The sequence below is a fragment of the Rhizobium sp. NFR03 genome (assembly GCF_900111275.1).
GTDB lineage: Bacteria > Pseudomonadota > Alphaproteobacteria > Rhizobiales > Rhizobiaceae > Ferranicluibacter.
Window position 1 is genome coordinate 198,345 of record NZ_FOGR01000001.1, and the last position, 22,912, is coordinate 221,256.

At 62.6% G+C, this 22,912-nt stretch carries 23 protein-coding genes; 6 read left to right on the forward strand and 17 right to left on the reverse strand.

The window, feature by feature from the left end; all coding sequences use genetic code 11:
• Positions 1–32: 32 nt before the first annotated feature.
• The 9 genes from bamA to BSG19_RS00920 form a co-directional block, all read right to left on the reverse strand.
• Complete coding sequence (gene bamA, locus BSG19_RS00880) at positions 33–2,375, reverse strand: outer membrane protein assembly factor BamA (protein ID WP_092983991.1); 2,343 nt, start codon at positions 2,373–2,375, stop codon at positions 33–35.
• 233 nt (positions 2,376–2,608) lie between these two features.
• Positions 2,609–3,763, reverse strand: coding sequence for an RIP metalloprotease RseP (gene rseP / locus BSG19_RS00885; RefSeq protein WP_092983993.1), 1,155 nt, complete (start codon positions 3,761–3,763; stop codon positions 2,609–2,611).
• Between the two features lie 165 nt (positions 3,764–3,928).
• The gene (locus BSG19_RS00890) at positions 3,929–4,768 is read right to left on the reverse strand and encodes a phosphatidate cytidylyltransferase (protein WP_092983995.1); all 840 of its coding nucleotides are present in this window, start codon (positions 4,766–4,768) and stop codon (positions 3,929–3,931) included.
• On the reverse strand, positions 4,768–5,535 hold the full coding sequence (locus tag BSG19_RS00895; protein WP_092985451.1) for an isoprenyl transferase: 768 nt from the start codon (positions 5,533–5,535) through the stop codon (positions 4,768–4,770). The genes BSG19_RS00890 and BSG19_RS00895 overlap by 1 nt, the downstream gene beginning before the upstream one ends.
• Before the next feature lie 44 nt (positions 5,536–5,579).
• The gene (gene frr, locus BSG19_RS00900; protein ID WP_092983997.1) at positions 5,580–6,140 is read right to left on the reverse strand and encodes a ribosome recycling factor; all 561 of its coding nucleotides are present in this window, start codon (positions 6,138–6,140) and stop codon (positions 5,580–5,582) included.
• A gap of 71 nt (positions 6,141–6,211) precedes the next feature.
• Entirely contained in the window at positions 6,212–6,934 is a 723-nt protein-coding gene (pyrH, locus tag BSG19_RS00905; RefSeq protein ID WP_092983999.1) for a UMP kinase, read from the reverse strand.
• A 241-nt stretch (positions 6,935–7,175) separates the two neighbouring features.
• The gene (gene tsf / locus BSG19_RS00910) at positions 7,176–8,102 is read right to left on the reverse strand and encodes a translation elongation factor Ts (protein ID WP_092984001.1); all 927 of its coding nucleotides are present in this window, start codon (positions 8,100–8,102) and stop codon (positions 7,176–7,178) included.
• Between the two features lie 252 nt (positions 8,103–8,354).
• A complete protein-coding gene (gene rpsB / locus BSG19_RS00915) occupies positions 8,355–9,134 on the reverse strand; it encodes a 30S ribosomal protein S2 (protein ID WP_092984003.1) in 780 nt (259 codons plus the stop codon).
• 204 nt (positions 9,135–9,338) lie between these two features.
• On the reverse strand, positions 9,339–10,181 hold the full coding sequence (locus BSG19_RS00920; protein WP_170865818.1) for a cell envelope integrity EipB family protein: 843 nt from the start codon (positions 10,179–10,181) through the stop codon (positions 9,339–9,341).
• Between the two features lie 142 nt (positions 10,182–10,323).
• Here BSG19_RS00920 and BSG19_RS00925 point away from each other — a divergent pair, with 142 nt between their 5' ends.
• Genes BSG19_RS00925 through BSG19_RS00940 form a run of 4 tightly spaced genes read left to right on the forward strand, consistent with a single transcriptional unit; the run spans position 10,324 to position 13,188 of the window.
• Positions 10,324–10,791 (forward strand): RidA family protein, encoded by a 468-nt coding sequence (locus BSG19_RS00925; protein WP_062473803.1) that lies wholly within the window; start codon positions 10,324–10,326, stop codon positions 10,789–10,791.
• 5 nt (positions 10,792–10,796) lie between these two features.
• Positions 10,797–11,534 (forward strand): glycerophosphodiester phosphodiesterase, encoded by a 738-nt coding sequence (locus tag BSG19_RS00930; protein WP_092985455.1) that lies wholly within the window; start codon positions 10,797–10,799, stop codon positions 11,532–11,534.
• 3 nt (positions 11,535–11,537) lie between these two features.
• Positions 11,538–12,752, forward strand: a complete 1,215-nt coding sequence (locus BSG19_RS00935; protein WP_092984005.1) for a GNAT family N-acetyltransferase — start codon at positions 11,538–11,540, stop codon at positions 12,750–12,752.
• Between the two features lie 13 nt (positions 12,753–12,765).
• Positions 12,766–13,188, forward strand: a complete 423-nt coding sequence (locus BSG19_RS00940; protein WP_092984007.1) for an HIT family protein — start codon at positions 12,766–12,768, stop codon at positions 13,186–13,188.
• A 156-nt stretch (positions 13,189–13,344) separates the two neighbouring features.
• Here BSG19_RS00940 and BSG19_RS00945 read toward each other — a convergent pair whose 3' ends face one another.
• The 3 genes from BSG19_RS00945 to BSG19_RS00955 are packed head-to-tail and all read right to left on the reverse strand — an operon-like array spanning position 13,345 to position 15,486.
• The gene (locus tag BSG19_RS00945) at positions 13,345–14,349 is read right to left on the reverse strand and encodes a hypothetical protein (protein ID WP_092984009.1); all 1,005 of its coding nucleotides are present in this window, start codon (positions 14,347–14,349) and stop codon (positions 13,345–13,347) included.
• A 35-nt stretch (positions 14,350–14,384) separates the two neighbouring features.
• Positions 14,385–14,729: an AzlD domain-containing protein gene (locus BSG19_RS00950; RefSeq protein ID WP_092984011.1), complete on the reverse strand. Its 345-nt coding sequence runs from the start codon at positions 14,727–14,729 to the stop codon at positions 14,385–14,387.
• Between the two features lie 13 nt (positions 14,730–14,742).
• The gene (locus tag BSG19_RS00955) at positions 14,743–15,486 is read right to left on the reverse strand and encodes an AzlC family ABC transporter permease (RefSeq protein WP_092984013.1); all 744 of its coding nucleotides are present in this window, start codon (positions 15,484–15,486) and stop codon (positions 14,743–14,745) included.
• A 306-nt stretch (positions 15,487–15,792) separates the two neighbouring features.
• On the opposite strand from BSG19_RS00955, the gene BSG19_RS00960 reads away from it, so the two are divergent.
• Both BSG19_RS00960 and BSG19_RS00965 read left to right on the forward strand, forming a co-directional pair.
• A complete protein-coding gene (locus tag BSG19_RS00960) occupies positions 15,793–16,998 on the forward strand; it encodes an MFS transporter (RefSeq protein ID WP_092984015.1) in 1,206 nt (401 codons plus the stop codon).
• 95 nt (positions 16,999–17,093) lie between these two features.
• A complete protein-coding gene (locus tag BSG19_RS00965; RefSeq protein WP_092984017.1) occupies positions 17,094–17,831 on the forward strand; it encodes a class I SAM-dependent methyltransferase in 738 nt (245 codons plus the stop codon).
• A 116-nt stretch (positions 17,832–17,947) separates the two neighbouring features.
• Here the strand turns inward: BSG19_RS00965 and clpA are convergent, their stop codons facing one another.
• The 5 genes from clpA to cysE all read right to left on the reverse strand — a co-directional run bounded on the left by clpA (position 17,948) and on the right by cysE (position 22,835).
• A complete protein-coding gene (gene clpA / locus BSG19_RS00970) occupies positions 17,948–20,461 on the reverse strand; it encodes an ATP-dependent Clp protease ATP-binding subunit ClpA (protein WP_092984019.1) in 2,514 nt (837 codons plus the stop codon).
• A gap of 9 nt (positions 20,462–20,470) precedes the next feature.
• Positions 20,471–20,821: an ATP-dependent Clp protease adapter ClpS gene (clpS, locus tag BSG19_RS00975; protein ID WP_092984021.1), complete on the reverse strand. Its 351-nt coding sequence runs from the start codon at positions 20,819–20,821 to the stop codon at positions 20,471–20,473.
• A gap of 291 nt (positions 20,822–21,112) precedes the next feature.
• On the reverse strand, positions 21,113–21,475 hold the full coding sequence (locus BSG19_RS00980; protein WP_092984023.1) for a phasin family protein: 363 nt from the start codon (positions 21,473–21,475) through the stop codon (positions 21,113–21,115).
• 179 nt (positions 21,476–21,654) lie between these two features.
• Positions 21,655–21,858 carry a DUF3126 family protein gene (locus BSG19_RS00985; RefSeq protein ID WP_062473820.1) on the reverse strand — a complete coding sequence of 68 codons (204 nt, stop codon included), beginning with the start codon at positions 21,856–21,858 and terminating at the stop codon, positions 21,655–21,657.
• Positions 21,859–21,995: 137 nt separating this feature from the next.
• Positions 21,996–22,835, reverse strand: coding sequence for a serine O-acetyltransferase (gene cysE, locus BSG19_RS00990; protein ID WP_092984025.1), 840 nt, complete (start codon positions 22,833–22,835; stop codon positions 21,996–21,998).
• Between the last annotated feature and the right edge of the window lie 77 nt (positions 22,836–22,912).

Consider the following 22,912-nt stretch of genomic DNA (forward strand, 5'->3'; position numbering starts at 1 on the left):
ACAGTTTGGCATGCAGTTCTGGACTGCCGATATCAGAAATTCGACGAAATACCGAACTTGATGTTCTGTACCTTGTCGTAATCTTCCTTGGCGATCGGAACAGCGTAATCGACGCGGAGCGGACCGAAGGGCGAAGCCCAGAGGAGACCGACACCAAGCGATGCGCGCAGAGATGCATCCGTACCGACGATCCGGTCGCTGGCGCGTGTGCTGACATCGTTGCCATACAGCGTGCCGGCATCTGCGAAGACGGCGCCACGGAAGCCCGCATCACGCGGAACGCCCGGAAGCGGGAACGTCGCTTCAGCCGAAGCCGTGAAGTACGTCGTGCCGCCGATGGCATCGTCATACTCGCGGCTGCGCGGACCGATACCGTTACGTTCGAAGCCACGGACTTCGTTGCTGCCGATCTGGAACTGGTCGAACACCTCCATCTCGCCGCCCGTGCCGAAGACATGGCCTGCACCGGCCGACAGCGACCCGATCACGTCGGCGTCGTCGTTAAGCGTGTAGTACCACTTGGCCTTGGCCGTCAGCTTGTAGAAATCGGACGTGCCGCCGAGACCGGCAAATTCCTGCGTCGCCGTTGCCAGGATGCCTTCATGCGGCAGCTGGGCATCGTCGAGCGAATTGTAGGTGAACGAGTTCGAGATCGACGAACGGGTCCATGGCGAGAAATTCACGACGCGACGGTAAGGCGACGACAGATCGGAGAGCTCGTCGTCGGACGCGTGATAGTCCAGTTCCGTGTAGTTGTAGCGCAGCGTCGACGACAGTCGCTCGGTGATCGGCGCGGTGACGCGCAGGCTGAAGCCCTGATCCTCGTAGCTGTAGTTGTCGTCGTTGAAATCGTTCTCGTTCTTGAAGACGTCGAAGCCGGCAGCCAGGCGATAGCCGAGGAAGTAGGGCTCCGTGAACGAAACGTTGTAGGTCTTGCTGTCTTCGCCGCGACCGGCTGCAATGCGGATGTACTGACCACGTCCGAGGAAGTTCTTTTCCTCAATCGAGGCTTCCACGAGGAAGCCGCCGCCATTGCCGGCCGAGTAGCCGGCGCCGATGCCGAACGAACCCGTCGACTGATCCTGCACATCGACGATGACGACAACGCGGTCGGACGCCGTGCCGGCCTGGGTCGAGATGTTGACGGTCGAGAAGTAGCCGAGAGCTTCGAGGCGGCGCTTGGCCGTCGCGATCATTTCCTGGTTGAAGGCGTCGCCTTCGCTCATGTCGAACTCGCGACGGATCACGTAGTCGCGCGTGCGGGTGTTGCCGCGGATTTCGATGCGTTCGATATAGGCGCGCTCACCCTGATCGACGAGATAATCGACGGCGATCGTGCGGCCCGCAAAGTCGCGGTTGCCGCGCGGCGTGACGCGAGCGAAGGGATACCCCTGCGCGGCGACGCGCTTGGAGATCTCCGACATCGTTTCCTGAACGTCCTTGGCCTTGTAGATCGTACCCTGACGGCTCTGAACCAGACCCTTCAGTTCCTCGGCGTTGACGCCCTCGACGGTCGACTCGACATTCACCGGGCCGAAGTCGTAACGCTCGCCTTCTTCGACCGTAATCGTAATCGTGTATTCGTTCGACGTCTCGTCGAGAACGGCATCCGAGCTTACGACACGGAAGTCGGCATAGCCGCGATTGTAATAGAACTGGCGAAGCTGCTCCTCGTCGGCACGCAGCTTGTCGGCATTGTAGACGTCCTTCCGGTTGAGGAAGGACAGAATGCCGGACTTCTTGGTGGCGATGACGCCCTGAAGACGACCGTCGCTATAGGCGTTGTTGCCGACGAAGTTGATCGAGCGGATCTTGGTCCGGTCACCCTCGTTAACGACGAAAGCAACGTTGATCCGGCCTTCGGCGATCGGCGCCGTCTGAACGGTTACGGTCACATCGTTGCGGCCGATGGCCGCGTAGGCGTCCTTGATCGTCTGGATATCAGCCTGCGCGGTCGCCTCGCTATAGGCGCCCAGCGAACGGGTCTTGACGACACCAGCCAGCTTTTCGTCGGTGATCTTGCGGTTGCCGTTGAAGACGACCTGATTGATCAGGTTGTTCTCGCTGACGGAAACGACCAGCGCGCCACCGGAGACGTTGATGCTGACGTTGGAGAAGTACCCCGTGGCGTACAGGCGCTTCACCGAAGCGTCGATATCGCTGTTGGTGAACTCCCGGCCGGGAACGATGGTGATGTTGGAGCGAACCGTCTCGGCGCTGACGCGCGTTGCGCCACGAACGTCGATACGACGGATCGTCGCAGCTTCAGCGACAGACGCACTGGCAAGAACGACGACGCCAGTTCCAGATGCGACAATCCCTGCAGACAGCGCAACCGCCGACACCGCGTTCAAAAACTTTGAACCAGCCTTCATGTTCTGATCTTACCTTCTTCCAATGTCCCGCGGCGAACTCGTGCCGACTCCGGTCATGCCTGCCGTTTTACCCGCTTTTCTCATACAAGCAAGGTAGCACGTTAATTTCCGTTTACTTCAATTCCCACCGTGGCTGAACGGCCACTACTGAGGAGAATTATCGTAAACAAATCGTTTCTAATCAAATCGTTGAAGAGAAGCCTTGCTCCTGTTTAGCGCCTCTTCCTTAACCTTTAGCCAACCGAGCCGCTCATTCGTCCGACAAGTGACGAAATATCGTTCCAGGTTGCGAAAACCATCAGCATCAGGACCATGGCAAAGCCGATGCGGAAAGCGATGTCCTGCGCGGAGGGGCCGAGCGGCCGCCCACGCACAGCTTCGATCGCATAGAACATCAGGTGTCCGCCGTCGAGCACCGGGACCGGCATCAGGTTGAGAAGACCGATGGAGACCGAGAGAACGGCGGCGAGCTGCAGCACGGCGGCAATACCGAGTGTTGCCATCTGCCCGGACGCCTGCGCCACCCGGATCGGGCCGCCGAGCTGGTCGGCCTTCATATGGCCGGTCACGAGATTGCCGATATAGGCGAAGGTGCCGGTGACGATATGCCAGCTCTCCACGGCGCCCTGCCCGATCGCCTCCAGCGGACCGAAACTCTGGAGGCGGAAATTGCCGCTCTCCTGGTTCGTCAGAATGCCGATAATGCCCATTTCCATCTTGTTGCCGAACTGGTCGGTGATCTCGGTGCGTTTCGGCACCATCGGCACCTGCAGCAGCTGCCCGTCGCGACGGATCTCAACGACGATGGGCATTTCCGGGCGCACGCCGACATAGCGGCGCACGTCGTCGAACGTCGTCACGGTGGAGCCGTCGATGGAGACGAGAAGGTCGCCCGGTCGAATGCCCGATTCGGCCGCCGCACTGCCGGCCTTCACCTCGGAGACGACGGGATCGGCGATCGGCTTGCCATAGGTCGAAAACAGAAGCGCATAGATGACGATGGCGAGGATGAAATTGGCGATCGGCCCGGCGGCAACGGTCGCCGCGCGCTTCCAAAGCGCCGCTCCCAGAAAGGTCCGCACGCGTTCCTCGGCCGAGAGCCCCTCGAGCTTCTGGTAATCCGGGGTGCTCGCCGCATCCTCATCGCCATAGAACTTCACGTAGCCGCCGAGCGGAATGGCGCAGAACTTCCAGCGCGTTCCGTGCCGGTCGTTGAAGCCCACCAGTTCCGGTCCGAATCCGATGGAGAAGGCCACGATCTTGATGCCCGACCAACGGCCGACGAGATAGTGCCCCATTTCATGCACGAAGACGAGCAGCGTGAGAACCAGCAGAAACGGGACGATATAGCCCACGAACAGATGGAGAAGATCGGCAAGGTAAGTCATTGTCGTCCTTGTCAGTTCGCCGTAGGCGGGCTCAGGTCGCCGGAGGCTGTTTCGTCGGCGTCGGCACACGTCTTATAGAGGCGGCAGATGCGATGCGATACGGGCCGCGAAATCACGTTTCTGCGGGACGGTCATCGGTTCGCCCGTATCCCCGCTGTCATCAGGTCACAGCCCCAGGAGCAGAGACCCGATCTTGCCGCCAGCGCCCGTCATGGCTTCCCCCAGAGCAATGATCAGCGCCGCGAAACAGGCGACCACGAGCCCGTCCACCCGGTCCCAGACGCCGCCATGCCCCGGAATGATGCGGCCGCTGTCCTTCACGCCGCACCGGCGCTTCACATAGGATTCGAAGAGATCGCCGCACTGGCTCGCAATCGACAGCACCAGCGCGACGAGCGGTATGCGCGCATCTTCGAGCGAGAAGTAGGAGGCATAGACAGCGGTGCCTGCAACGACGCCGGAGACGGCGCCGCCGATGGCGCCGGACCACGTCTTGCCGGGCGAGATACTGGGCGCAAGCTTCGGCCCGCCGATGGCGCGGCCGAAGAAAAAGGCGAGAATGTCCGTTGCCCAGACCACCGCGAAGACGAAGAGCATGGCGACGAAGCCGACCTGGGTGTCGTCACGAATGGTCGCAAGCGAGATCGTCGTCATCCCGGCATAGGCGACGCCGCCCGGAAGCCACCAGCCCCGCCCCCCGTTCCGTCCCTCGAATCGGGACCAGACGATGGCGGCGATGGATGCGAGAATGAGCACCGGCAACGCATATTCGTCGCCACCGCCGATGATGAGGACGGCCACGACCGCCTGCACACCCCAGCCGGCGAAATAGGCGCCACGATCGCCTTCGGCGATCCGCGTCATGCTCGTCCACTCATGCCAGACGGCAAGCCCGATGATAGCCGAGAGAATCGCGAAGGCGGGACCGCCGATCCACGTGTCGCCAAGCGCGACGGCCGCAAGCACGATGCCGGAGACGATCCGGAGCTGGAGTTCGCGGCTCATCAGGAACCGACCGCAAGGCTGGCAGGAGGCGGGGTGGCGGAAGACGCTGGAGCGACATTGCCGAAACGCCGCTCGCGCTGGCGATAGACGTCGATGGCGCGCATCAGCAGGGTCCGGTCGAAGTCCGGCCAGTATTCCGGCATGAACACGAACTCGGAATAGGCGGATTGCCAGAGCAGGAAGTTGGACAGCCGCTCCTCGCCGCTGGTGCGGATCACGAGGTCGGGATCCGGCATGCCGGCCGTGTCGAGCCGGCTGGCGATCAGCGGCGGCGTGATCTGCTGGGGACTGAGCCGTCCCTCGGCGACATCCACCGCCAGCGACTGCATGGCCCGGGCAATCTCGTCACGCGAGCCGTAGTTGAAGGCGATGCAGACGGTGATCGCCGTATTGTTGCGCGTCGTTTCCTCGGCTTCCAGCAGCAGCGGCAACACGTCACTGCGCAGGTTCCAGCGATCGCCGATAATGCGGACCCGCACGTTCTGGCGATGCAGCTCCGCCAGATCCCGGCGGATGAAGACCTTGAGCAGACCCATGAGGTCGTTGACTTCAGGCTCGGGCCGGCTCCAGTTCTCCGAGGAGAAGGCATAGAGCGTGAGATACCGGATACCGAGTTCGCCTGCCGCGCGCACCGTCTCGCGCACGGCCTCGACACCCTTGCGATGTCCCATGGTCCGCGGCAGACCGCGCCGGGCGGCCCAACGGCCATTGCCGTCCATGATGATGGCAACGTGCGCGGGAAGCATTCTGGCGGACGGATCGGACATGGACGGCCTGACTTCGCAGAGGAGGAGAAAATGCAATATGCAGTCTAGACCTGCATGATTTCCTTTTCCTTATCGACGAGCAAGCGATCGACGTCGGAAATCATGTCGTCGGTCATCTTCTGGACCTTCTCCGACTGGATACGGCTGATGTCCTGGCCGATCGTGCCGTCCTTTTCCGCCTTTTTCAGGTTGTCCATACCGTCGCGGCGCACGTGACGGATCGCAACCTTGCTCTTCTCGGCGTAATCATGCGCCACCTTCACCAGCGACCGGCGACGCTCCTCGTTGAGCTCCGGCAGCGGGATCCGCAGCGTCTGGCCGTCCATGATCGGGTTGAGGCCGAGATTCGATTCGCGAATCGCCCGGTCCACGGCGTTCACCATGGAGCGGTCCCAGACGGAGACGCCGAGCATGCGCGGCTCGGGCACCGTGATGTTGGCGACCTGGTTCAGGGGTACGCGCGAGCCATAGGCCTCGACCATCACCGGATCGAGAACGTTGGCCGAGGCCCGTCCCGTCCGCAGCGAGGCGATGTCGTTCTTGAACGCATTGATCGCGCCATCCATGCGGCGCTTCAGGTCGTTGAGGTCGATACCTTCACTCATCTTCATTCTCCCTGCTCGATCGGAGCGATCCCGCATGCACGAGACCGCCGCTTCGTCTGTTGGCCGCTCTTTCAGTTGTCGGTGACGATGGTGGCGCGGCCGCCACCCGTCAGGATATCGGTGAACCCGCCCTTCTCGTGGATCGAGAAGACGATGATCGGAATGCTGTTTTCGCGCGCGAGCGCGACGGCGGAAACGTCCATGACGGCGAGGCCCTTGTCCAGGACTTCGCTATGCGTGAGCCGCTCGAAGCGGGTCGCCGTCGGGTCTTTCTTGGGATCGGCCGAGTAGATGCCGTCTACCTGGGTGCCCTTGAAGATCGCCTGTGCTCCCATTTCCGCAGCGCGAAGTGCCGCCGCCGAATCGGTCGTGAAGAAGGGGTTGCCCGTGCCACCCGCGAAAATCACGACGCGGCCGAGAGACAGGTGGTAAAGCGTCGCGCGCTGCGAGAAGCTCTCGCAGATCTCCGGCATGGCGATAGCCGACAGCACCACCGTGTCGATCTCGAGCTTGCGCAGCGATGTGGCCAGCGCCAGCGCGTTGATGACGGTCGCCAGCATGCCCATATGGTCACCCGTCACGCGGTCACCACCCTTGGATGCAACCGCGACGCCGCGGAAGATGTTGCCGCCGCCGACGACCACACCCACTTCGACGCCCATGGCGCGCGCGGCGGCGATATCGGAGGCGATCCGGTCGACAACGGTGACGTCGATGCCAAAGCCCTGGTTGCCCATCAGCGCTTCGCCGGAGGCTTTCAAAAGCACGCGTTTATAGAGCGGTTCGGCCGGCATCGTCACTCCTGTCGTGGCGCGCGTCCGGTCGTCCGGCGCGCTGTTGGGTCGAGAATACGGCACTCGTAGAGGCTGCATCGGATATGGACAATCAGGCAGCCAGACGGCGCCGGTTGCGGCAAGCCGGATGAACGCAGATTGCGTGTATCCGGGCGGACGCAGATTGCGTCCAGCCGGATACACGAAGGGCACCGCGTTGTCCACGCGATGCCCTTCCGATTTGCGCAAAGCCGAAGAAGAATCAGCCCTTGGCGACAGCGGCCACTTCGGCTGCGAAGTCGCTCTCTTCCTTCTCGACGCCTTCGCCGAGCAGGAGGCGGGCCATGCCCGTGACTTCGATCGGCGCGCCGACCGTCTTTTCGGCTTCCTTGATGGCAGCCTCGACCGTCAGGTCGGGGTTCATCACGAAGGCCTGGCTGAGCAGCGCGACTTCTTCGAAGAACTTGCGCATGCGGCCTTCGACCATCTTTTCGATGATGTTGTCAGGCTTGCCCGAAGCGCGGGACTGCTCGATGAACACGTTGCGTTCGCGTTCGGCAACTGCGGCATCGACTTCCGTCGAGCGGATGGCGAGCGGGTTGGTCGCAGCGATGTGCATGGCAACCTGGCGGCCGATGGCGTTCAGGGCTTCCTTGTCGCCGGTCGACTTCAGCGCGACGAGAACGCCGAGCTTGCCGAGACCGTCGGTCACCGCATTGTGGATGTAGGTCGAGACGACGCCGTCCTCGACGGAGAGCAGGGCTGCGCGGCGCAGCGTCATGTTCTCGCCGATCGTGCCGATCGCGTCCTTGATGCTGTCGGAAACCGACTTGCCGGTCGCCGGATAGGTCGCGGCGTTGATGGCGTCGACCGTGCCGTCCGTTTCCACGGCGACCTTGGCGAAGCCGCGGACCAGTTCCTGGAAGGCGTCGTTACGGGCAACGAAGTCGGTTTCGGAGTTGACTTCGATGACGACGGCCTTGGTGCCGGCACTGGTGATGCCGATCAGGCCTTCGGCAGCCGTGCGGCCCGACTTCTTGTCGGCCTTGGCGATGCCCTTGGCGCGCAGCCAGTCGATCGCGGCTTCCATGTCGCCGTTGGTTTCGCCCAGTGCCTTCTTGCAATCCATCATGCCTGCGCCGGACTTCTCGCGCAGTTCCTTCACCATTGCTGCAGTAATGGTCGTCATCGTCTTGGCCTCTTTCTGTCTCTCGTCCGGTGCGCTCAGATGCGGTCGAGCGGCGTTTGCCGGAAAGTGTGTGAGGGTTTGCCCCCTCAAGATGACATCGTGATGAACAATCTCACCCGATGCGGACCCGCCTCGAAACGGCGGTCTCCTCGAAAAGATGCGGGGCCGCCCACTTCATCAGTCGCAGACGGCCCCGTCTATAAGTCTCGGTCGGCCTCCTTCTCAGGAGACCGACCGTTATCGTGTCTGGTATCAGGCGTCGGTGGCGACGGCTTCTTCTTCCAGAGCCGGCTCGACGAGCGTCAGCTCGCTGGCGGCGCCGAGATCGCGGCCGGAAGCGCCCTGCTGACGGGCGATGCCGTCGAGAGCGGCGCGGGCGATCAGGTCGCAGTACAGCGAGATGGCGCGCGAGGCGTCGTCATTGCCGGGGATCGCGTAGTCGATCTGGTCCGGGTCGCAGTTCGAGTCGATGACGGCGACGACCGGGATGCCAAGACGCTTGGCTTCTTCGATCGCGATCGACTCCTTGTTGGTGTCGATGATGAACATCAGGTCGGGAACGCCGCCCATGTCACGGATACCGCCGAGAGCGCGGTTGAGCTTTTCGCGCTCGCGCTCGAGGTTCAGGCGTTCCTTCTTGGTGAAGCCCGAAGCGTCGGAAGCGAGGATCTCGTCGAGCTTGCGCAGGCGCTGGATCGAGTTGGAGATCGTCTTCCAGTTGGTCATCATGCCGCCGAGCCAGCGGGCGTTGACGTAGTACTGGGCCGAACGCTTGGCGCTGTCGGCGATGATTTCCGACGCCTGGCGCTTGGTGCCGACGAAGAGAACGCGGCCGCCCTTGGCAACCGTGTCGCTGACGGCCTGAAGGGCGCGCGACAGCATGGGCACGGTCTGTGCAAGGTCGATGATGTGAACGTTGGAACGTTCGCCGAAGATGTAGGGCTTCATCTTCGGGTTCCAGCGGTGAGTCTGGTGGCCGAAGTGAACACCAGCTTCAAGAAGCTGGCGCATGCTGAAATCGGGCAATGCCATGCCGTTTATCCTTTTCCGGTTGAACCTCCGTGGGGAAAACAGCAGGCTCGGATGAACCTGCCACCGGGCGGAACGCAACGGATGTCTCCCGAAACGTCCCAGACCCCACGTGTGGAATGCGGCCCGCCATACAGCGGGACGCCGCGAATATCAAGGCAAAAGGCGTGAAGTTCGAGGTTTTATGCCTCGAACCACCGACCAAGCCTACTTGCAGGTGCCCTCGCCGCCCTGCTTGAACATTTCGAGATTGGCCAGCTTGCCGCTGAGCACGAAGTCCCCGTAATCCATCGTCAGGTCGCGCGTGATGCCGTTTTCATAGAGCTTGAAGGCCATGCGGTAGATCGGCACCGCGTCGCCGGTCGCCTCGTCGTTGAAATAGGAGATCGTCACAGGCCAGAATGGCTTCTGCGCCATCACGCCGGCCTTGCCGACATCTGCATCCTCGTCGCTGGCCTCGGGCTTGTGCTGCGCACCGACCAGCGTCGTCGTCACCAGCGTCTTGTCGCCGCTGTCGGAGCCGTCGAAAATCCGCGATTCGAAGATCTTGTCGCCGCGCTTGGCGCGGTCGATCACTTCGAGCATGTGTTCGGTCGGAAACAGGCTGTGCGCCAGATCCACCTCGCGCTTGTCCGGCGCCGTCAGGTCCACCGTGACGCCGTCCTTGGCGTCGTGGGCGAGCCCCCGCACTTCCTTGTCCAGCTTCTCGTCCGTGAAGGAGCGCGTCAGAAAGCGGAAATTGCCGGTCTTCAGGTCCTCGAAGGTCGTCGTCTGCTGGTCCGTCAGCCGCACGTCCTCGCCGGTATCCACCTTGGTCACGAATCGGAAGCTCACGGTGTAACCGTCGCAGGCCGAGCCGTTGAACTCGTAGACCATGCGGCCATACATGCTGGTAATGCCCGAGCGCTCGGAAGAATCCTTGAGCTCGAGATCGTAGACCGCGCGATGGGGAACCAGGATGTTCGCCGCGGCGTTCTCCGTCCCGACCACCGTCGTCCCCAGAAGCGCTGCGGATGCGACGACGTACCGGGTCATGCCTGAACGAAACATTCAACTGCTCCTGTTGGATCGACGCGCGATGCTATATTGAATCATGCGTCGAAAGCGAGGCATCGGATCTGTTTCCGTTGCAACGCACAAACAAGTGCATGACGCATTCCCTATGAGAATACAATATTGTCCGGAGACATCCATGTCCGCAGAAATCGAAGCCCGCATCGAACAGCTCGGCATTACGCTGCCGGTTGCAGCCGCCCCCGCGGCAAACTACGTCCCCTTCGTCATCAGCGGCCAGCACCTCTATATTTCCGGACAGCTGCCGATGGAAAACGGCAAGGTCGCCGTCCTCGGTCTCGTCGGCGCTGACGTCGATGTCACCGCGGCCCAGCGCGCCGCCGAACTCTGCGCCATCAACGTCCTCGCGCAGGCGAAGGCCGCTCTCGGCGGCGATCTCGGCCGCATCCGCCGGATCGTCAAGCTGAACGGCTTCATCGCGTCGGCGCCGGGCTTCACCGAGCAGCACCTCGTCATGAACGGCGCCTCGAACCTCATCGTCACCATTCTCGGCGAGGCCGGCGTTCATGCCCGCGCCGCCGTCGGCATGGCCGGCCTGCCCTTCAACGCCGCCGTCGAGATCGACGCTGTCATCGAGATCGCGTGACCGCGATGCCCAGTGCTGCTTTTCTGACGGCCCGGCCGATTGCCCATCGCGGCTATCACGACATGAACAATGCGATCTGGGAGAACACCGTCTCGGCCTTCCAGCGCGCCATCGACCACGGCTACACCATCGAGTGCGACCTGCAATATACGGCGGACGGCGTGCCCGTCGTCTTTCACGATGACGACATGAAGCGCCTCTGCGGTGTCGAGGGCGACATTCGCGTGAAGACCGTGGGCGAACTCGGCCTCTTCTCCATCGGCAACACGGCCGACCGCATCCCCTCGCTTTCCCAGCTCCTGCGTCTTGTGAAGGGCCGCGTTCCCCTGGTGCTGGAGCTGAAGGGCCGTCAGGGCGACGATGAAGGCTTTGCCGATTCCGTGGTCGATATCCTCGAAAATTACGACGGCCCTGTCGCCCTGATGAGCTTCGACCACTGGCTGCTGAAGGACTTGAAGGCGCTCGAATCGCGCTTCCCCCTCGGCCTCACGGCGGAAGGCGCAATGCCGGAGACGTTCGCGCTTCACGAGGAGGCCATGGCGCTCGGCCTCGATTTCATCTCCTATCACTATGGTGACCTGCCCAATCCCTTCATATCGGCCCAGCGCGACCTGGGCCGGACCGTGATCACCTGGACGGTGCGGGACGAGGAGGCGGCGGACCACACCTTCCTTCACGCCGACCAGATGACCTTCGAAGGCTTCGAGCCACGCGCGCGGTCAACCGGGGATCTGGTGGCCTGACGCATGGCAGACGAAGTCAGCATCCGCATCGAGACGTCGTTCAAGGACATCGACAAGGCCGCGTGGGATCGCCTCATCGGAACGTCGAAGGGTTCGAGCACCGCCGAGGTGCCCTACAACCCCTTCGTATCGCACGCCTATCTCTCGGCGCTGGAGGACTCCGGCTCGGCCACGGCGGAGACCGGCTGGCTCGGCCAGCATCTTCTCATGGAGACGGGCGAAGGCGCGCTCGCGGGCGCGCTCATCTGCTACCTGAAGAATCACAGCCAGGGCGAATACGTCTTTGACCATGGCTGGGCCGATGCGCTGGAGCGGGCAGGCGGGCGCTACTACCCGAAGCTCCAAAGCTCGGTGCCCTTCACCCCGGCCACCGGCCCTCGCCTGCTGGCGACATCCGAGCCCTTCGCGCCGGAAGCCGTCAGACAAGCGCTGGCCACGGGCCTGACGGAGCTTGCAAAGCGTCACAAGGTCTCCTCAGCCCACGTCACCTTCGTGCCCGAGACGGAAATTCCGATCTTCGACGACGCGGATTTCCTGCACCGCACCGATCAGCAATTCCACTTCACCAATAATGGCTATGCCAGCCACGACGATTTTCTGGAGACCCTCGCCTCCCGCAAGCGCAAGGCTCTGAAGAAGGAGCGCCGGGCGGCTCTGGAAAACGGCATCACCGTGGACTGGTTGACCGGCACCGATCTCACAGAAGACATCTGGGATCAGTTCTTCCGCTTCTACATGGACACCGGCAGCCGAAAATGGGGACGCCCCTACCTCACCCGCGCCTTCTATACGCTGATCGGCGAACGCATGGCCGACGACATCCTCCTTGTCATGGCCAGGCGCGAGGGCCGTTACATCGCCGGCGCCATCAACTTCATCGGCGGCGATGCTCTCTACGGCCGTCACTGGGGCGCCATCGAAGACCACCCTTTCCTGCATTTCGAGGTCTGCTACCATCAGGCCATCGACTTTGCGATCTCGCGCGGGCTGAAGCGCGTCGAAGCCGGTGCGCAGGGCGAACACAAGCTCGCCCGGGGCTACCTCCCCGTCACCACCCACTCCGCGCACTATTTTACGCATCCCGGCCTGAAGCGGGCTGTCGCCGATTATCTCGAGCGGGAACGCCTCGACGTGGAAGCCATGGGCGACATCCTCACCGAGCACAGCCCTTTCCGAAAGGGCGAGCGGCAGGATGTGGAATCCGACACCGAACATTGACGAGGGACCTCTCATGACCCAGTACGACACCAACAATATTTTCGCAAAGATCCTGCGCGGCGAGATCCCCTCCCACACCGTCTACGAAGACGACGCCGTCATTGCCTTCATGGATGTCATGCCGCAGGCAGACGGTCACGCGCTCGTCGTGCCGAAAGCCCCCTCGCGCAACCTGCTGGACGCCGACCCCGCCACCCTGCCCGCGCTGATGGCCGCCGTGCAGAAAGTCGCCATCGCGTCCAAAAAGGCTTTCGCGGCCGACGGCATCACCATCATGCAGTTCAACGAAGCCCCCGCCGGCCAATCCGTCTTCCACCTCCATGTCCACATCATCCCGCGCCATGAAGGCCAGCCGATGCGCGCCCATTCCGGCACAATGGAAGATGGCGATATCCTGAAGGCCAACGCCGAAAAGCTCCGCGCCGCACTAGGCTGAGGAAACCGCATCGCGCTCTCTTTCGTCATGCTCGGGCCTGTCCCGAGCATCTGCTGCACCGCCCGAGATATGAAGGACCATGATGTTCGCGGGGACGACAGCAGATCCTCGGCACGAAGCCGAGAATGACGTCTCGCGAGGTCTGCGCGTATACCCCTACCGAAACGCCGCCCGCATCAGATACAGCGCCGCGCCGAGAATCAGCAGCGGCATTACCAGGATCTTCACGAGGTAGGAGACGGCGATGGCGATGGAGGCGGTGAAGAGGTCGGAGGAGATGGCGATACCGTCGGTGATGACCTTGGTTTTCGATGCCACGCCTTCGGTCAGCGACGTCACCAGACCGGACGCCGCAGAGACCGTGCCGGAAATCGCGGATTGCGACTGATCGACCGCCGAACCGAGGCGCCCGAGAAAGCTCGTGTCCGGTGCGGCCTGCGGGGCCGCAGGCGCCTGCGTCTCTTTCAATGCATCGATCTGCCCGACCGCTTCCGCATCGTAATCCGCATTGATCCGGTCGAACACGACGGTCGCGCCCTTCCATGCATTATCCGTCATGCGCGCGCCGGCATGGAACGCCACGGCATAGGATAGCGGCAGCACCACGGCTCCCAGGAGGCACAGCGTCAGAACGGCACGCGCCAGCCGCTCCACAGAGCGCGGCAAGCGGCGTCGGGAAAGGCTCACGCCGGCCCGCAATACCGATACGGCGGCAAGCCCGATGGCGGCGACCTTGGCGACCGGCAGAAACAGCGTGGAGAGCACGCCGGAAAAGATAGCGAGCCAGAACAGGAGATCGGCCATCCGGTCGATGGTGTTGGTCACCGGCTGCAACAGTTGTCCCGGGCTTGCGGTGACCGAGGCGACCCCCACCCCGCCGGTAACATCCGCATCCTTTGCCACGCTCATCACCGAGTTCATCACGCGCAACGTGCCGTAGAGCGCCGTGCTGCCGATGGTCACGTCGCGATTATATTGCGCCGCCCGGTCCGCGAGCGGGTTGACGACGACGAGCAGCACGCCGAGCGCGGCGAGGGCCAGCCAGCGAAGGCTGAGCATCACCGGCCCCGGCCGCGAGCCCTGTCGTTCTCCGATGGCATGACGCTCCACGCCAGGGCGCGCGCGCCGGCCGTCGATCATCGCTGAGGTGTCTTTGGCCATGGGGCCCCACTCGCTTCGTATGAGGTCGTCTCGTGTCAGAACCCGAGAAGATAGAGCCCCGCCCCCAGAAAGGCGATGGCCGAAGCGATGCCGATAGCCGGCACCTGCCGCCCGAGGAAGAAGGCAAGCGCCCCGACCGCAATCGACCCGACGCGGAGCCAGAGCGGCGAGCTTTCGAGCACGCCTGTCGGGAAGACGATGAGCTTGGACACGACACCCGCGACCAGAGCCGTCGCCACCGCCCGGACCCAGTTGAGAACCTCCGAATCCTCGCGCAACCGCCGTCCGGCGACGACCCCGAGCCAGCGCCAGAGATCCGTTGCCAGAAACCCGGCAATCGCGATGAAGACATAGCCCCAGGCATCGGGTTGCCAGTTCATAGCCATCCCTCCTTCAAACCCGTGCGTCCAGCCGTCGGCGGCGCAGCACGTCGAGGCCCCAGGCCAGCGTGCCCCCGACGATACCGGAGAGCAGCAGGTCGAAATCCGGCGCGAGCAGCGTGGCAAGAGGCCCGAGCAGCAGGCCGACGACCAGCGCGATATGGATGACCGGATGACGCCCGGAGCTCCAGATGGAGGTAAGGAAATAGACCGGCGTCAGGAAGAACAGGCATCCGGCAACGATCGGCGGGAACTCTGCGACATACTGGTAGAGCACGCCGACGACGATCATATTGGCCAGAACGAGGGTCAAGCCGAGACCAAGCACATACGTAACCCGATGCACCCGCGGCACATGCTGCACGCGCTCCATCGCCATCACCCAGGCCGTCACCGCGACCAGATGCGAGACGATCAGCAGGACCCAGGTGCGCGTCTTTTCCGCACGGATCTCCGGTATCAAGGCCGCCACCATCGGCATCAGGCGGATCGAGGAGAGCGTCACCGCCACGAAGGCCGTCAAGAGGTTCGCGCCGGAGTGGATCGAACCGACGAGAATGAGCTTGGCCGGCAGCGCCCAGACGATTCCCGTCATGAACACCGCCTGATCCACCGGCACGCCGGACTGTTGTGCAAAGGCGGTAAAGCCCACGAAGGACACCAGCAGGATCGTTGCCGGAAGGCTGAAAATGCCCTTCACACCCTTCAGGAACCAGAACCGGGCCGTTCCCTCGCCATCGTCCCCTGAATACGCCACGCCGCCCTTTCCCCGCACCCGCGCCGCCTTTCAGCGGCAGGCGGCGCCTGAACCGTTATGCTCGACCAGATGACGCGACGGCGATGCCCCGTCAAGCCATTCCTGCCGGGAAGCCTGCCGCTTGATGCGGCGCGGCGATCACACCGGTGACTGAGCGGCGAAGGGAACAAGCTCGGCGCCTCCCGCCACCTGCGGCGACCGCCCGGCATCGTCCGATGCGCGCTATCGCCGGGATCCCGGATGACGTAATCAACACACTGGCCCGGCTGAACGGATCCGCAACACCATCTTTTGGAAAGGACGGCCATGACCAGCCTGCGCGAGCGGATCGTTCTCTACGCCTGCCTGACATCCCTCACCGCCCTCAGCATCGATGGCCTTCTGCCGGCGCTTCGCGGTATCGGAACGCAGATGCCTGCCGCGCCGCCGCTGTCCACCCAGTCCGTCATATCGCTGTTCATCTTCGGCATGGCCATCGGCGAACTCTTCCTTGGGCCCCTCTCGGATGCCATCGGTCGCCGAAAGGCGCTCCTCCTCGGCCTCGGCATCTATGCCATTGGCACCATCGTCGCCCTCCAGTCCACCTCGCTTCCCGTGCTGGTCCTCGGCCGCATCCTTCAGGGCATCGGCGTCGCGGGTCCGAAGATCGCGACGCGCGCGATGATCCGCGATCAATTCGAAGGCGATGCCATGGCGCGCATCCTGTCCTTCATGTTCACGCTCTTCATCCTCGTGCCCATGCTGGCGCCGCTTCTGGCTCAGGGTCTCATGGCGCTTGCCGGCTGGCGCGCCATCTTCGCGGCCTACCTTGCCATCGCGCTCCTTCTCGGCATCTGGTTCTTCCGCCGCCAGCCCGAAACGATGATCCCGGCCCGCCGCATACCGCTTCGCCCGAAAACCCTCCTCGCTAACGCCGCCCGCATCCTCGCATCGGCGCGCGTGACACGTCTCATTCTCGCGACCGGCCTCGTCTTCGGCGCGCAGCTCCTCTATCTCGCAACAGCCGCCGATCTCTTCTTCGACATCTACGGCATTGCCGAGACCTTCCCGCTCTACTTCGCCCTGCTTGCCCTCGGCGTCGGCCTCGCCTCTTTCGTCAATGCGCGATGCGTGCACCGTTTCGGCATGGAGACCATGGCGCGCGCCGGCTATGCCGGCCTGATGGCAGCCGGCCTTTCACTCCTTGCGGTGTCCGTGCTCTGGTCCGGCAGACCGCCGCTCGCCGCCTTCCTTCCCATGGCCTTTGCCGCCTTCTTCGCCATCGGCATCCTCTTCGGCAATCTCAACGCCATGGCCATGCGCTCGCTCGGGAACATGGCAGGCCTCGGCGCCTCCCTCATCGCCTCCGGCTCCAGCCTCGTCTCCACCCTCTTCGCCACGCTCTTCGGCGCGTTCTACGATGGAACCCTTTTCGCCCTTGCCACCGCGCTCGCATTCGCCGGCATCGCCGCCTTCGGACTGACCGAGTGGGCGAGAAGGAGCGACGCGCGGGTTATCGAGGCTGTGCGGTAGAGGCGCTGAGGACGGCTGACGTTCTTGCCTCGACGCCTCTCATTGTTGCAAAACCGCTCACACGCATGCGCAACAGGCTTCACCGGAGAGAGAGCATGGCCCAGAACATCTACGACAATGCCGATTTCTTCAACGGATACAGCCAGTTGCCAAGGCAGGTTAAGGGGCTGGACGGAGCACCAGAATGGCCCGCCATCCGGGCGATGCTGCCTACGGTGAAAAACAAGAACGTCGCCGATCTTGGCTGCGGTTTCGGCTGGGCGGCGCGCTGGCTGCGCGAGCAGGGTGCCGCCGAAGTCCACGGATACGATCTTTCGGAGAACATGATCGAACGGGCGCGGGCCGACACAGCGGACCCGGCGATCGACTACCACATCGCCGACCTCGACACACTGGCCCTGCCGAAGGCCTGCTTCGATCTGGTCTACAGCGCCCTCGCCTTTCACTATGTCGAGAATTTCCCAAGGCTCGTGACGACAATCGGGCAAGCGCTGGTCGACGGCGGGGATCTCGTCTTCTCCATCGAGCACCCCATCTTCATGGCAGCCCGGCACCCGCACTGGATTGCGGATGAGGACGGACGCAAGACCTGGCCGGTCAATGGCTATGCCATGGAAGGCGAGCGCCGCACGGACTGGTTCGCCAAAGGCGTGCTCAAATACCACCGCACGCTCGCGACCACGCTCAACACCCTGACCGAAGCCGGCTTCGCGCTGCGTCACATCGCCGAATTCGCACCCACGCAAGACCAGATCGCGGCCACACCGGACCTTGCAGAAGAGCTGGAACGCCCCATGATGCTCATCATTTCCGCTTGCAAGACAGGTTCGTGATCAGGACGTACAGATGAGAACGACAAGCCCAAGCATCACTAGAGAGTGCTCGGCACATCATCCACACACAAAAATGCCGGGCACAAGGCCCGGCATTTTTCGTTCTCTATCCGCTTTTACTTCCGCGGAACCTTCGGCACCGTCCGGCCCTTGCGGGGTGCCGCGTCGGCTGCGGCATCCGTGCCGGCGGTCGCCTCGGTGTCGGCGGACTTGGCCTTTTTCGGCTTCGGCCCGGCGTCCGCACCCACGGTTTCCATTTCCGCGGCCTTGGCAGCCTTGGCCGGCTTGCGGGGCTTCTGCTCCACCTCGGCCTTCGGCTTGATGCGGGCCGTCTCCGAGATCGTCTCGAGGATGAGCCCCTTCTTGCCATCCGGCTTCACGCCGACGGTGACCTTGACGACGCCACCCTTCTTCAGCTTGCCGAACAGGATCTCCTCGGCGAGCGGCTTCTTGATGTGCTCCTGGATCACGCGGGACAGCGGGCGGGCGCCCATCTTCTCGTCGTAACCCTTGTCGGACAGCCAGGCGATCGCGTCCTCGTGCAGGTCGAACGTGACGTTGCGTTCCGACAGCTGGGTTTCCAGCTGCATGACGAACTTCTGCACGACCTGATGGATGACCGGCGTCGGCAGCGAGCCGAACGGGATCACCGCATCCAGACGGTTGCGGAACTCGGGCGTGAACAGGCGGTTCAGCGCCTCCACATCCTCGCCCTCGCGCTTGGACGAGCCGAAGCCGAAAGCGGCCTTGGCCATGTCGGACGCGCCCGCATTGGTCGTCATGATCAGGATGACGTTGCGGAAGTCGATCTTCTTGCCGTTATGGTCCGTCAGCTGGCCATGATCCATGACCTGCAGCAGGATGTTGAACAGGTCCGGATGCGCCTTCTCGATTTCGTCGAGCAGCAGAACCGAATGCGGATGCTGGTCGATGCCATCGGTCAGCAAGCCGCCCTGGTCGAAGCCGACATAGCCGGGAGGTGCGCCGAGCAGTCGCGAGACCGTGTGGCGTTCCATATATTCCGACATGTCGAACCGCAGCAGTTCCACGCCGAGCGACGCCGCCAGCTGCTTGGCCACTTCCGTCTTGCCGACGCCTGTCGGGCCGGAGAAGACGTAGGAGCCGATCGGCTTGTTCGGTTCGCGCAGGCCCGCCCGCGACAGCTTGATGGCAGACGACAGGGCCTCGATGGCGAGATCCTGCCCGTAGACCACCGAGCGCAGTTCCTTTTCGAGATTGGCGAGAACGGTCTCGTCATCCTTCGAAACGGTCTTGGGCGGAATGCGGGCCATCGTCGCGATGGTCGCCTCGATTTCCTTCTCGGTGATCAGCTTGCGACGCTTGTTCAGCGGCAGCAGCATCTGGGCCGCACCGGTCTCGTCGATCACGTCGATCGCCTTGTCCGGCAGCTTGCGGTCGTTGATGTAGCGGGCCGAAAGCTCGACGGCGGACTTGATGGCCTCGTTCGAATACTTCAGCTTGTGGTAGTCCTCGAAGTAAGGCTTCAGCCCCTTCATGATCTCGATGGTGTCGTCGATCGTCGGCTCCACCACGTCGATCTTCTGGAAGCGGCGCACCAGTGCACGGTCCTTCTCGAAGAACTGGCGATATTCCTTGTAGGTGGTCGAACCGATGCAACGGATCGCGCCCGAGGACAGAGCAGGCTTCAGGAGGTTCGACGCGTCCATCGCGCCGCCCGATGTCGCACCCGCACCGATGACGGTGTGGATTTCGTCGATGAACAGCACGGCGCCCGGATATTCCTCGAGTTCCTTCACGACCTGCTTCAGGCGTTCCTCGAAATCACCGCGATAGCGGGTGCCGGCGAGCAGCGTGCCCATGTCGAGCGAGAAGATCGTCGCGTCCTGCAACGCTTCCGGCACCTTCTTCTCGACGATGCGCTTGGCAAGGCCTTCGGCGATCGCCGTCTTGCCGACGCCCGGATCGCCCACATAAAGCGGGTTGTTCTTGGAGCGGCGGCACAGGACCTGGATCGTGCGGTTGACCTCGGTGTGGCGGCCGATCAGCGGGTCGATCTTGCCGACCTTGGCCTTCTCGTTGAGGTTGACGCAATAGGCGGTCAGGGCGTCCTGCGGCTTCTTGGGCCCGCCCTCTTCCTGGTCGCGCGCAGCCTTCGGCGCCTCGTCGGTGTCATCCGCGCCGCGCGGGCTGCGCGGTTCGGAAGAGCCCGGACGCTTGCCGATGCCGTGGCTGATGAAGTTGACGGCGTCGTAGCGCGTCATCTCCTGCTCCTGCAGGAAATAGGCCGCGTGGCTTTCGCGCTCGGCAAAGATCGCGACGAGCACGTTCGCGCCCGTCACTTCCTCGCGGCCCGAAGACTGCACATGGATGACCGCGCGCTGGATGACGCGCTGGAAACCGGCTGTCGGCTTGCTGTCCTCGTCATACCCGGTGATCAGGTTGCCGAGTTCGTTGTCGACATAGTCGGACACCGTCTTGCGCAGGGCATCGAGATTGACGTTGCAGGCGCCCATGACGGCAGCCGCATCGCCATCGTCGATCAACGCCAGCAGCAGGTGTTCGAGTGTCGCATATTCGTGGTGGCGCTCATTGGCCAGCGTCAGAGCCTGGTGCAGCGCCTTTTCAAGGCTAGTCGAAAATGTTGGCACGTCGGATCCTCATTTCTTTTCCATGACGCATTGCAGCGGATGCTGATGCTGACGGGCGAAATCCATCACTTGCGTCACTTTGGTTTCGGCTACTTCGTAGGTGAAGACGCCGCATTCTCCGACGCCATGGTTGTGGACACTCAGCATGATCAGTGTCGCCGCTTCGGTATCCTTCTGGAAGAAACGCTCCAGCACGTGGATGACGAACTCCATCGGCGTATAGTCGTCGTTCAGAAGCAGCACGCGGTACAGGCTCGGCTTCTTGGTCTGTGTCTTCGTCCTAGTTATGACCGAGGTGCCGCGATTGGTATCGCTGTTCCCTTCGCCACCCCTGGCCATCCGGATCGGCAGAGCGATCATTCGTCTTCATTCCCTCGTCGGATCGCAAAGCTTGGGAGCCCATTGCGACCATTCCATGACACATCAGATAGTGTGTCTCTCGGCGATTTTAAGCCCGTTCCATCCCACTGCAACGATATTCGAACCACGCGTCCAAGTTTGATGGTTTTTGTCATCCTTACGTGAAAAGCGGGCTCGCGAAACCAGGGTCGAGCCACATATAGGAACGAACCGGACGCAAAAAAGCCGGCCGCGGCGCCCGCAACCGGCTTGTATATGTCAAAAGGCCGTGAGGCCTTCGCTATGTCGCGATCAGGCAGCCGCCGCCTTGGTGGCCGCCTGCATGGCGTTTGCCGCCTGCGCCATCGGCGCTTCGTAAGGCTTGTAGCTGTCCTTGGCGAGGTCCGTATACATGCCGCCAAGCTTGGTGGCTTCGGAGACGTAACCCTCATAGGAGGACTTGAGGAAGGCGGTCTGCAACTCGACAGCGGCCTCGACGCTGCGCACGCCGGTCAGCTTCTGCATATGCGCCACGCTCTCCTCGAAGCTCTTCTTGGAGTATTCCGCCGCTTCCATGGCAATCGCCTGAAAACCCTTGGTCATGGCAGCGTAGTTCTTCGTCATCGCTTCCATGGCGTCTTTTCCGGCAAAACCGGCATCCGAAAAATTGAACATGCACATTCCTCCTGATGTCTGTGATGGCAGGAGTTTAGGTGCAGTGCACAATAAAGTCAAGTTTCGCCCCGCGGCGCACCATTTCGTGATCGGTCGATGTGCTCCAGACAAGAGAAAGCCCGGCTTGCACGTGGCCAGCCGGGCGAGATATAAATGAACTTCGGTTTTCGACAGAAACCTCAGAGGTCGATATCGAGGATCGCCATGGAGAAGCTGAACGACAGTTCTCCGTCTTCTTCGTCGCGAAACACCACACCCAGGAACTCGTCTCCGAGATAGACCTCGGCCGACTCGTCCTTTTTCGGACGCGCCTTGACGACGATCTGCGGGTTGAAAATGCGCTTGAAGTAGGCTTCGAGTTTCTTGATGTCTTCAGGCTTCAAGTCGTGTCTCCTAGCAGTTTGAAGTGCGGGGCTTCTCTCATGAAGCCCCAACGGCTGTAAACCCTGCATCGACGGCGATGGCAGCCGTTACACAAGCTGCGCAAGGAGCACATGTTCCCGAAAAAACGCGTCCGCCGTCAGATCTCGAAACTTTGCAGCACCTGATCCATCGAGCGTGAAGGCTCAGAGCAGCCCGCCTCGCCCACCACCCGTGCCGGAACGCCGGCAACGGTTACCTTGGGGGGAACCGGCTTCAGCACGACGGAGCCTGCCGCGACACGCGAACACTGGCCGACATGGATGTTGCCGAGAATCTTCGCCCCCGCGCCGATCAGCACGCCGTTGCCGATCTTCGGATGGCGGTCGCTGCCTTCCTTGCCGGTGCCGCCCAGCGTCACCCCGTGCAGGATCGAAACATTGTCGCCGATGACGGCGGTTTCGCCGACGACGAGGCCCGTCGCATGATCGAGGAAGATCCCCTTGCCGATCCGCGCGCCGGGGTTGATGTCGGTCTGGAACACGGAGGACGAGCGGCTTTGCAGGTAGAGCGCGAGGTCGCGCCGTCCGCGCATCAGCAGCCAGTGGGCAAGCCGATGCGTCTGGATGGCGTGGAAACCCTTGAAATAGAGGATGACCTCCATGAAGCGGGTGCAGGCGGGGTCGCGATCGTAGACGGCCTGTATATCGACGCGAAGGATGCTGGCCCATTCCGGCCAGTCTTCCGCCATGTCCAGAAAGGCCTGCCGCAGGAGGCTCGCATCGAGATCCGCATGATCGAGCCTCTGCCCGATCCGGTGGATGACGCTTTCCTCCAGCGAGCGCTGGTTGATGATGGTGGAATAGAAGAACGCAGCGAGCATCGGCTCCTGAAGTGCTGCATGCCGCGCCTCATCCTGCAGGCTGTCCCAGATCGGATCCATCGTCTTGACGGTATCGTTCGCACGCATGTCCATCATCGTATCAGTCCTGGCGACCATGTCGCACTCCTTCGCGGCCGCATCTTGCCTGCGGATGGGGTTGTCAGGGTCCGCTTGGAAACCGGAGATACCGCCTC

Excerpts from the sequence above, each read along its gene's own strand:
- bamA (WP_092983991.1), bottom strand. The coding sequence starts at position 2,375 with ATGAAGGCTGGTTCAAAGTTTTTGAACGCGGTGTCGGCGGTTGCGCTG.
- rseP (WP_092983993.1), bottom strand. The coding sequence starts at position 3,763 with ATGACTTACCTTGCCGATCTTCTCCATCTGTTCGTGGGCTATATCGTC.
- BSG19_RS00890 (WP_092983995.1), bottom strand. The coding sequence starts at position 4,768 with ATGAGCCGCGAACTCCAGCTCCGGATCGTCTCCGGCATCGTGCTTGCG.
- BSG19_RS00895 (WP_092985451.1), bottom strand. The coding sequence starts at position 5,535 with ATGTCCGATCCGTCCGCCAGAATGCTTCCCGCGCACGTTGCCATCATC.
- frr (WP_092983997.1), bottom strand. The coding sequence starts at position 6,140 with ATGAGTGAAGGTATCGACCTCAACGACCTGAAGCGCCGCATGGATGGC.
- pyrH (WP_092983999.1), bottom strand. The coding sequence starts at position 6,934 with ATGCCGGCCGAACCGCTCTATAAACGCGTGCTTTTGAAAGCCTCCGGC.
- tsf (WP_092984001.1), bottom strand. The coding sequence starts at position 8,102 with ATGACGACCATTACTGCAGCAATGGTGAAGGAACTGCGCGAGAAGTCC.
- rpsB (WP_092984003.1), bottom strand. The coding sequence starts at position 9,134 with ATGGCATTGCCCGATTTCAGCATGCGCCAGCTTCTTGAAGCTGGTGTT.
- BSG19_RS00920 (WP_170865818.1), bottom strand. The coding sequence starts at position 10,181 with ATGTTTCGTTCAGGCATGACCCGGTACGTCGTCGCATCCGCAGCGCTT.
- BSG19_RS00925 (WP_062473803.1), top strand. The coding sequence starts at position 10,324 with ATGTCCGCAGAAATCGAAGCCCGCATCGAACAGCTCGGCATTACGCTG.
- BSG19_RS00930 (WP_092985455.1), top strand. The coding sequence starts at position 10,797 with ATGCCCAGTGCTGCTTTTCTGACGGCCCGGCCGATTGCCCATCGCGGC.
- BSG19_RS00935 (WP_092984005.1), top strand. The coding sequence starts at position 11,538 with ATGGCAGACGAAGTCAGCATCCGCATCGAGACGTCGTTCAAGGACATC.
- BSG19_RS00940 (WP_092984007.1), top strand. The coding sequence starts at position 12,766 with ATGACCCAGTACGACACCAACAATATTTTCGCAAAGATCCTGCGCGGC.
- BSG19_RS00945 (WP_092984009.1), bottom strand. The coding sequence starts at position 14,349 with ATGGCCAAAGACACCTCAGCGATGATCGACGGCCGGCGCGCGCGCCCT.
- BSG19_RS00950 (WP_092984011.1), bottom strand. The coding sequence starts at position 14,729 with ATGAACTGGCAACCCGATGCCTGGGGCTATGTCTTCATCGCGATTGCC.
- BSG19_RS00960 (WP_092984015.1), top strand. The coding sequence starts at position 15,793 with ATGACCAGCCTGCGCGAGCGGATCGTTCTCTACGCCTGCCTGACATCC.
- BSG19_RS00965 (WP_092984017.1), top strand. The coding sequence starts at position 17,094 with ATGGCCCAGAACATCTACGACAATGCCGATTTCTTCAACGGATACAGC.
- clpS (WP_092984021.1), bottom strand. The coding sequence starts at position 20,821 with ATGATCGCTCTGCCGATCCGGATGGCCAGGGGTGGCGAAGGGAACAGC.
- BSG19_RS00980 (WP_092984023.1), bottom strand. The coding sequence starts at position 21,475 with ATGTTCAATTTTTCGGATGCCGGTTTTGCCGGAAAAGACGCCATGGAA.
- cysE (WP_092984025.1), bottom strand. The coding sequence starts at position 22,835 with ATGGTCGCCAGGACTGATACGATGATGGACATGCGTGCGAACGATACC.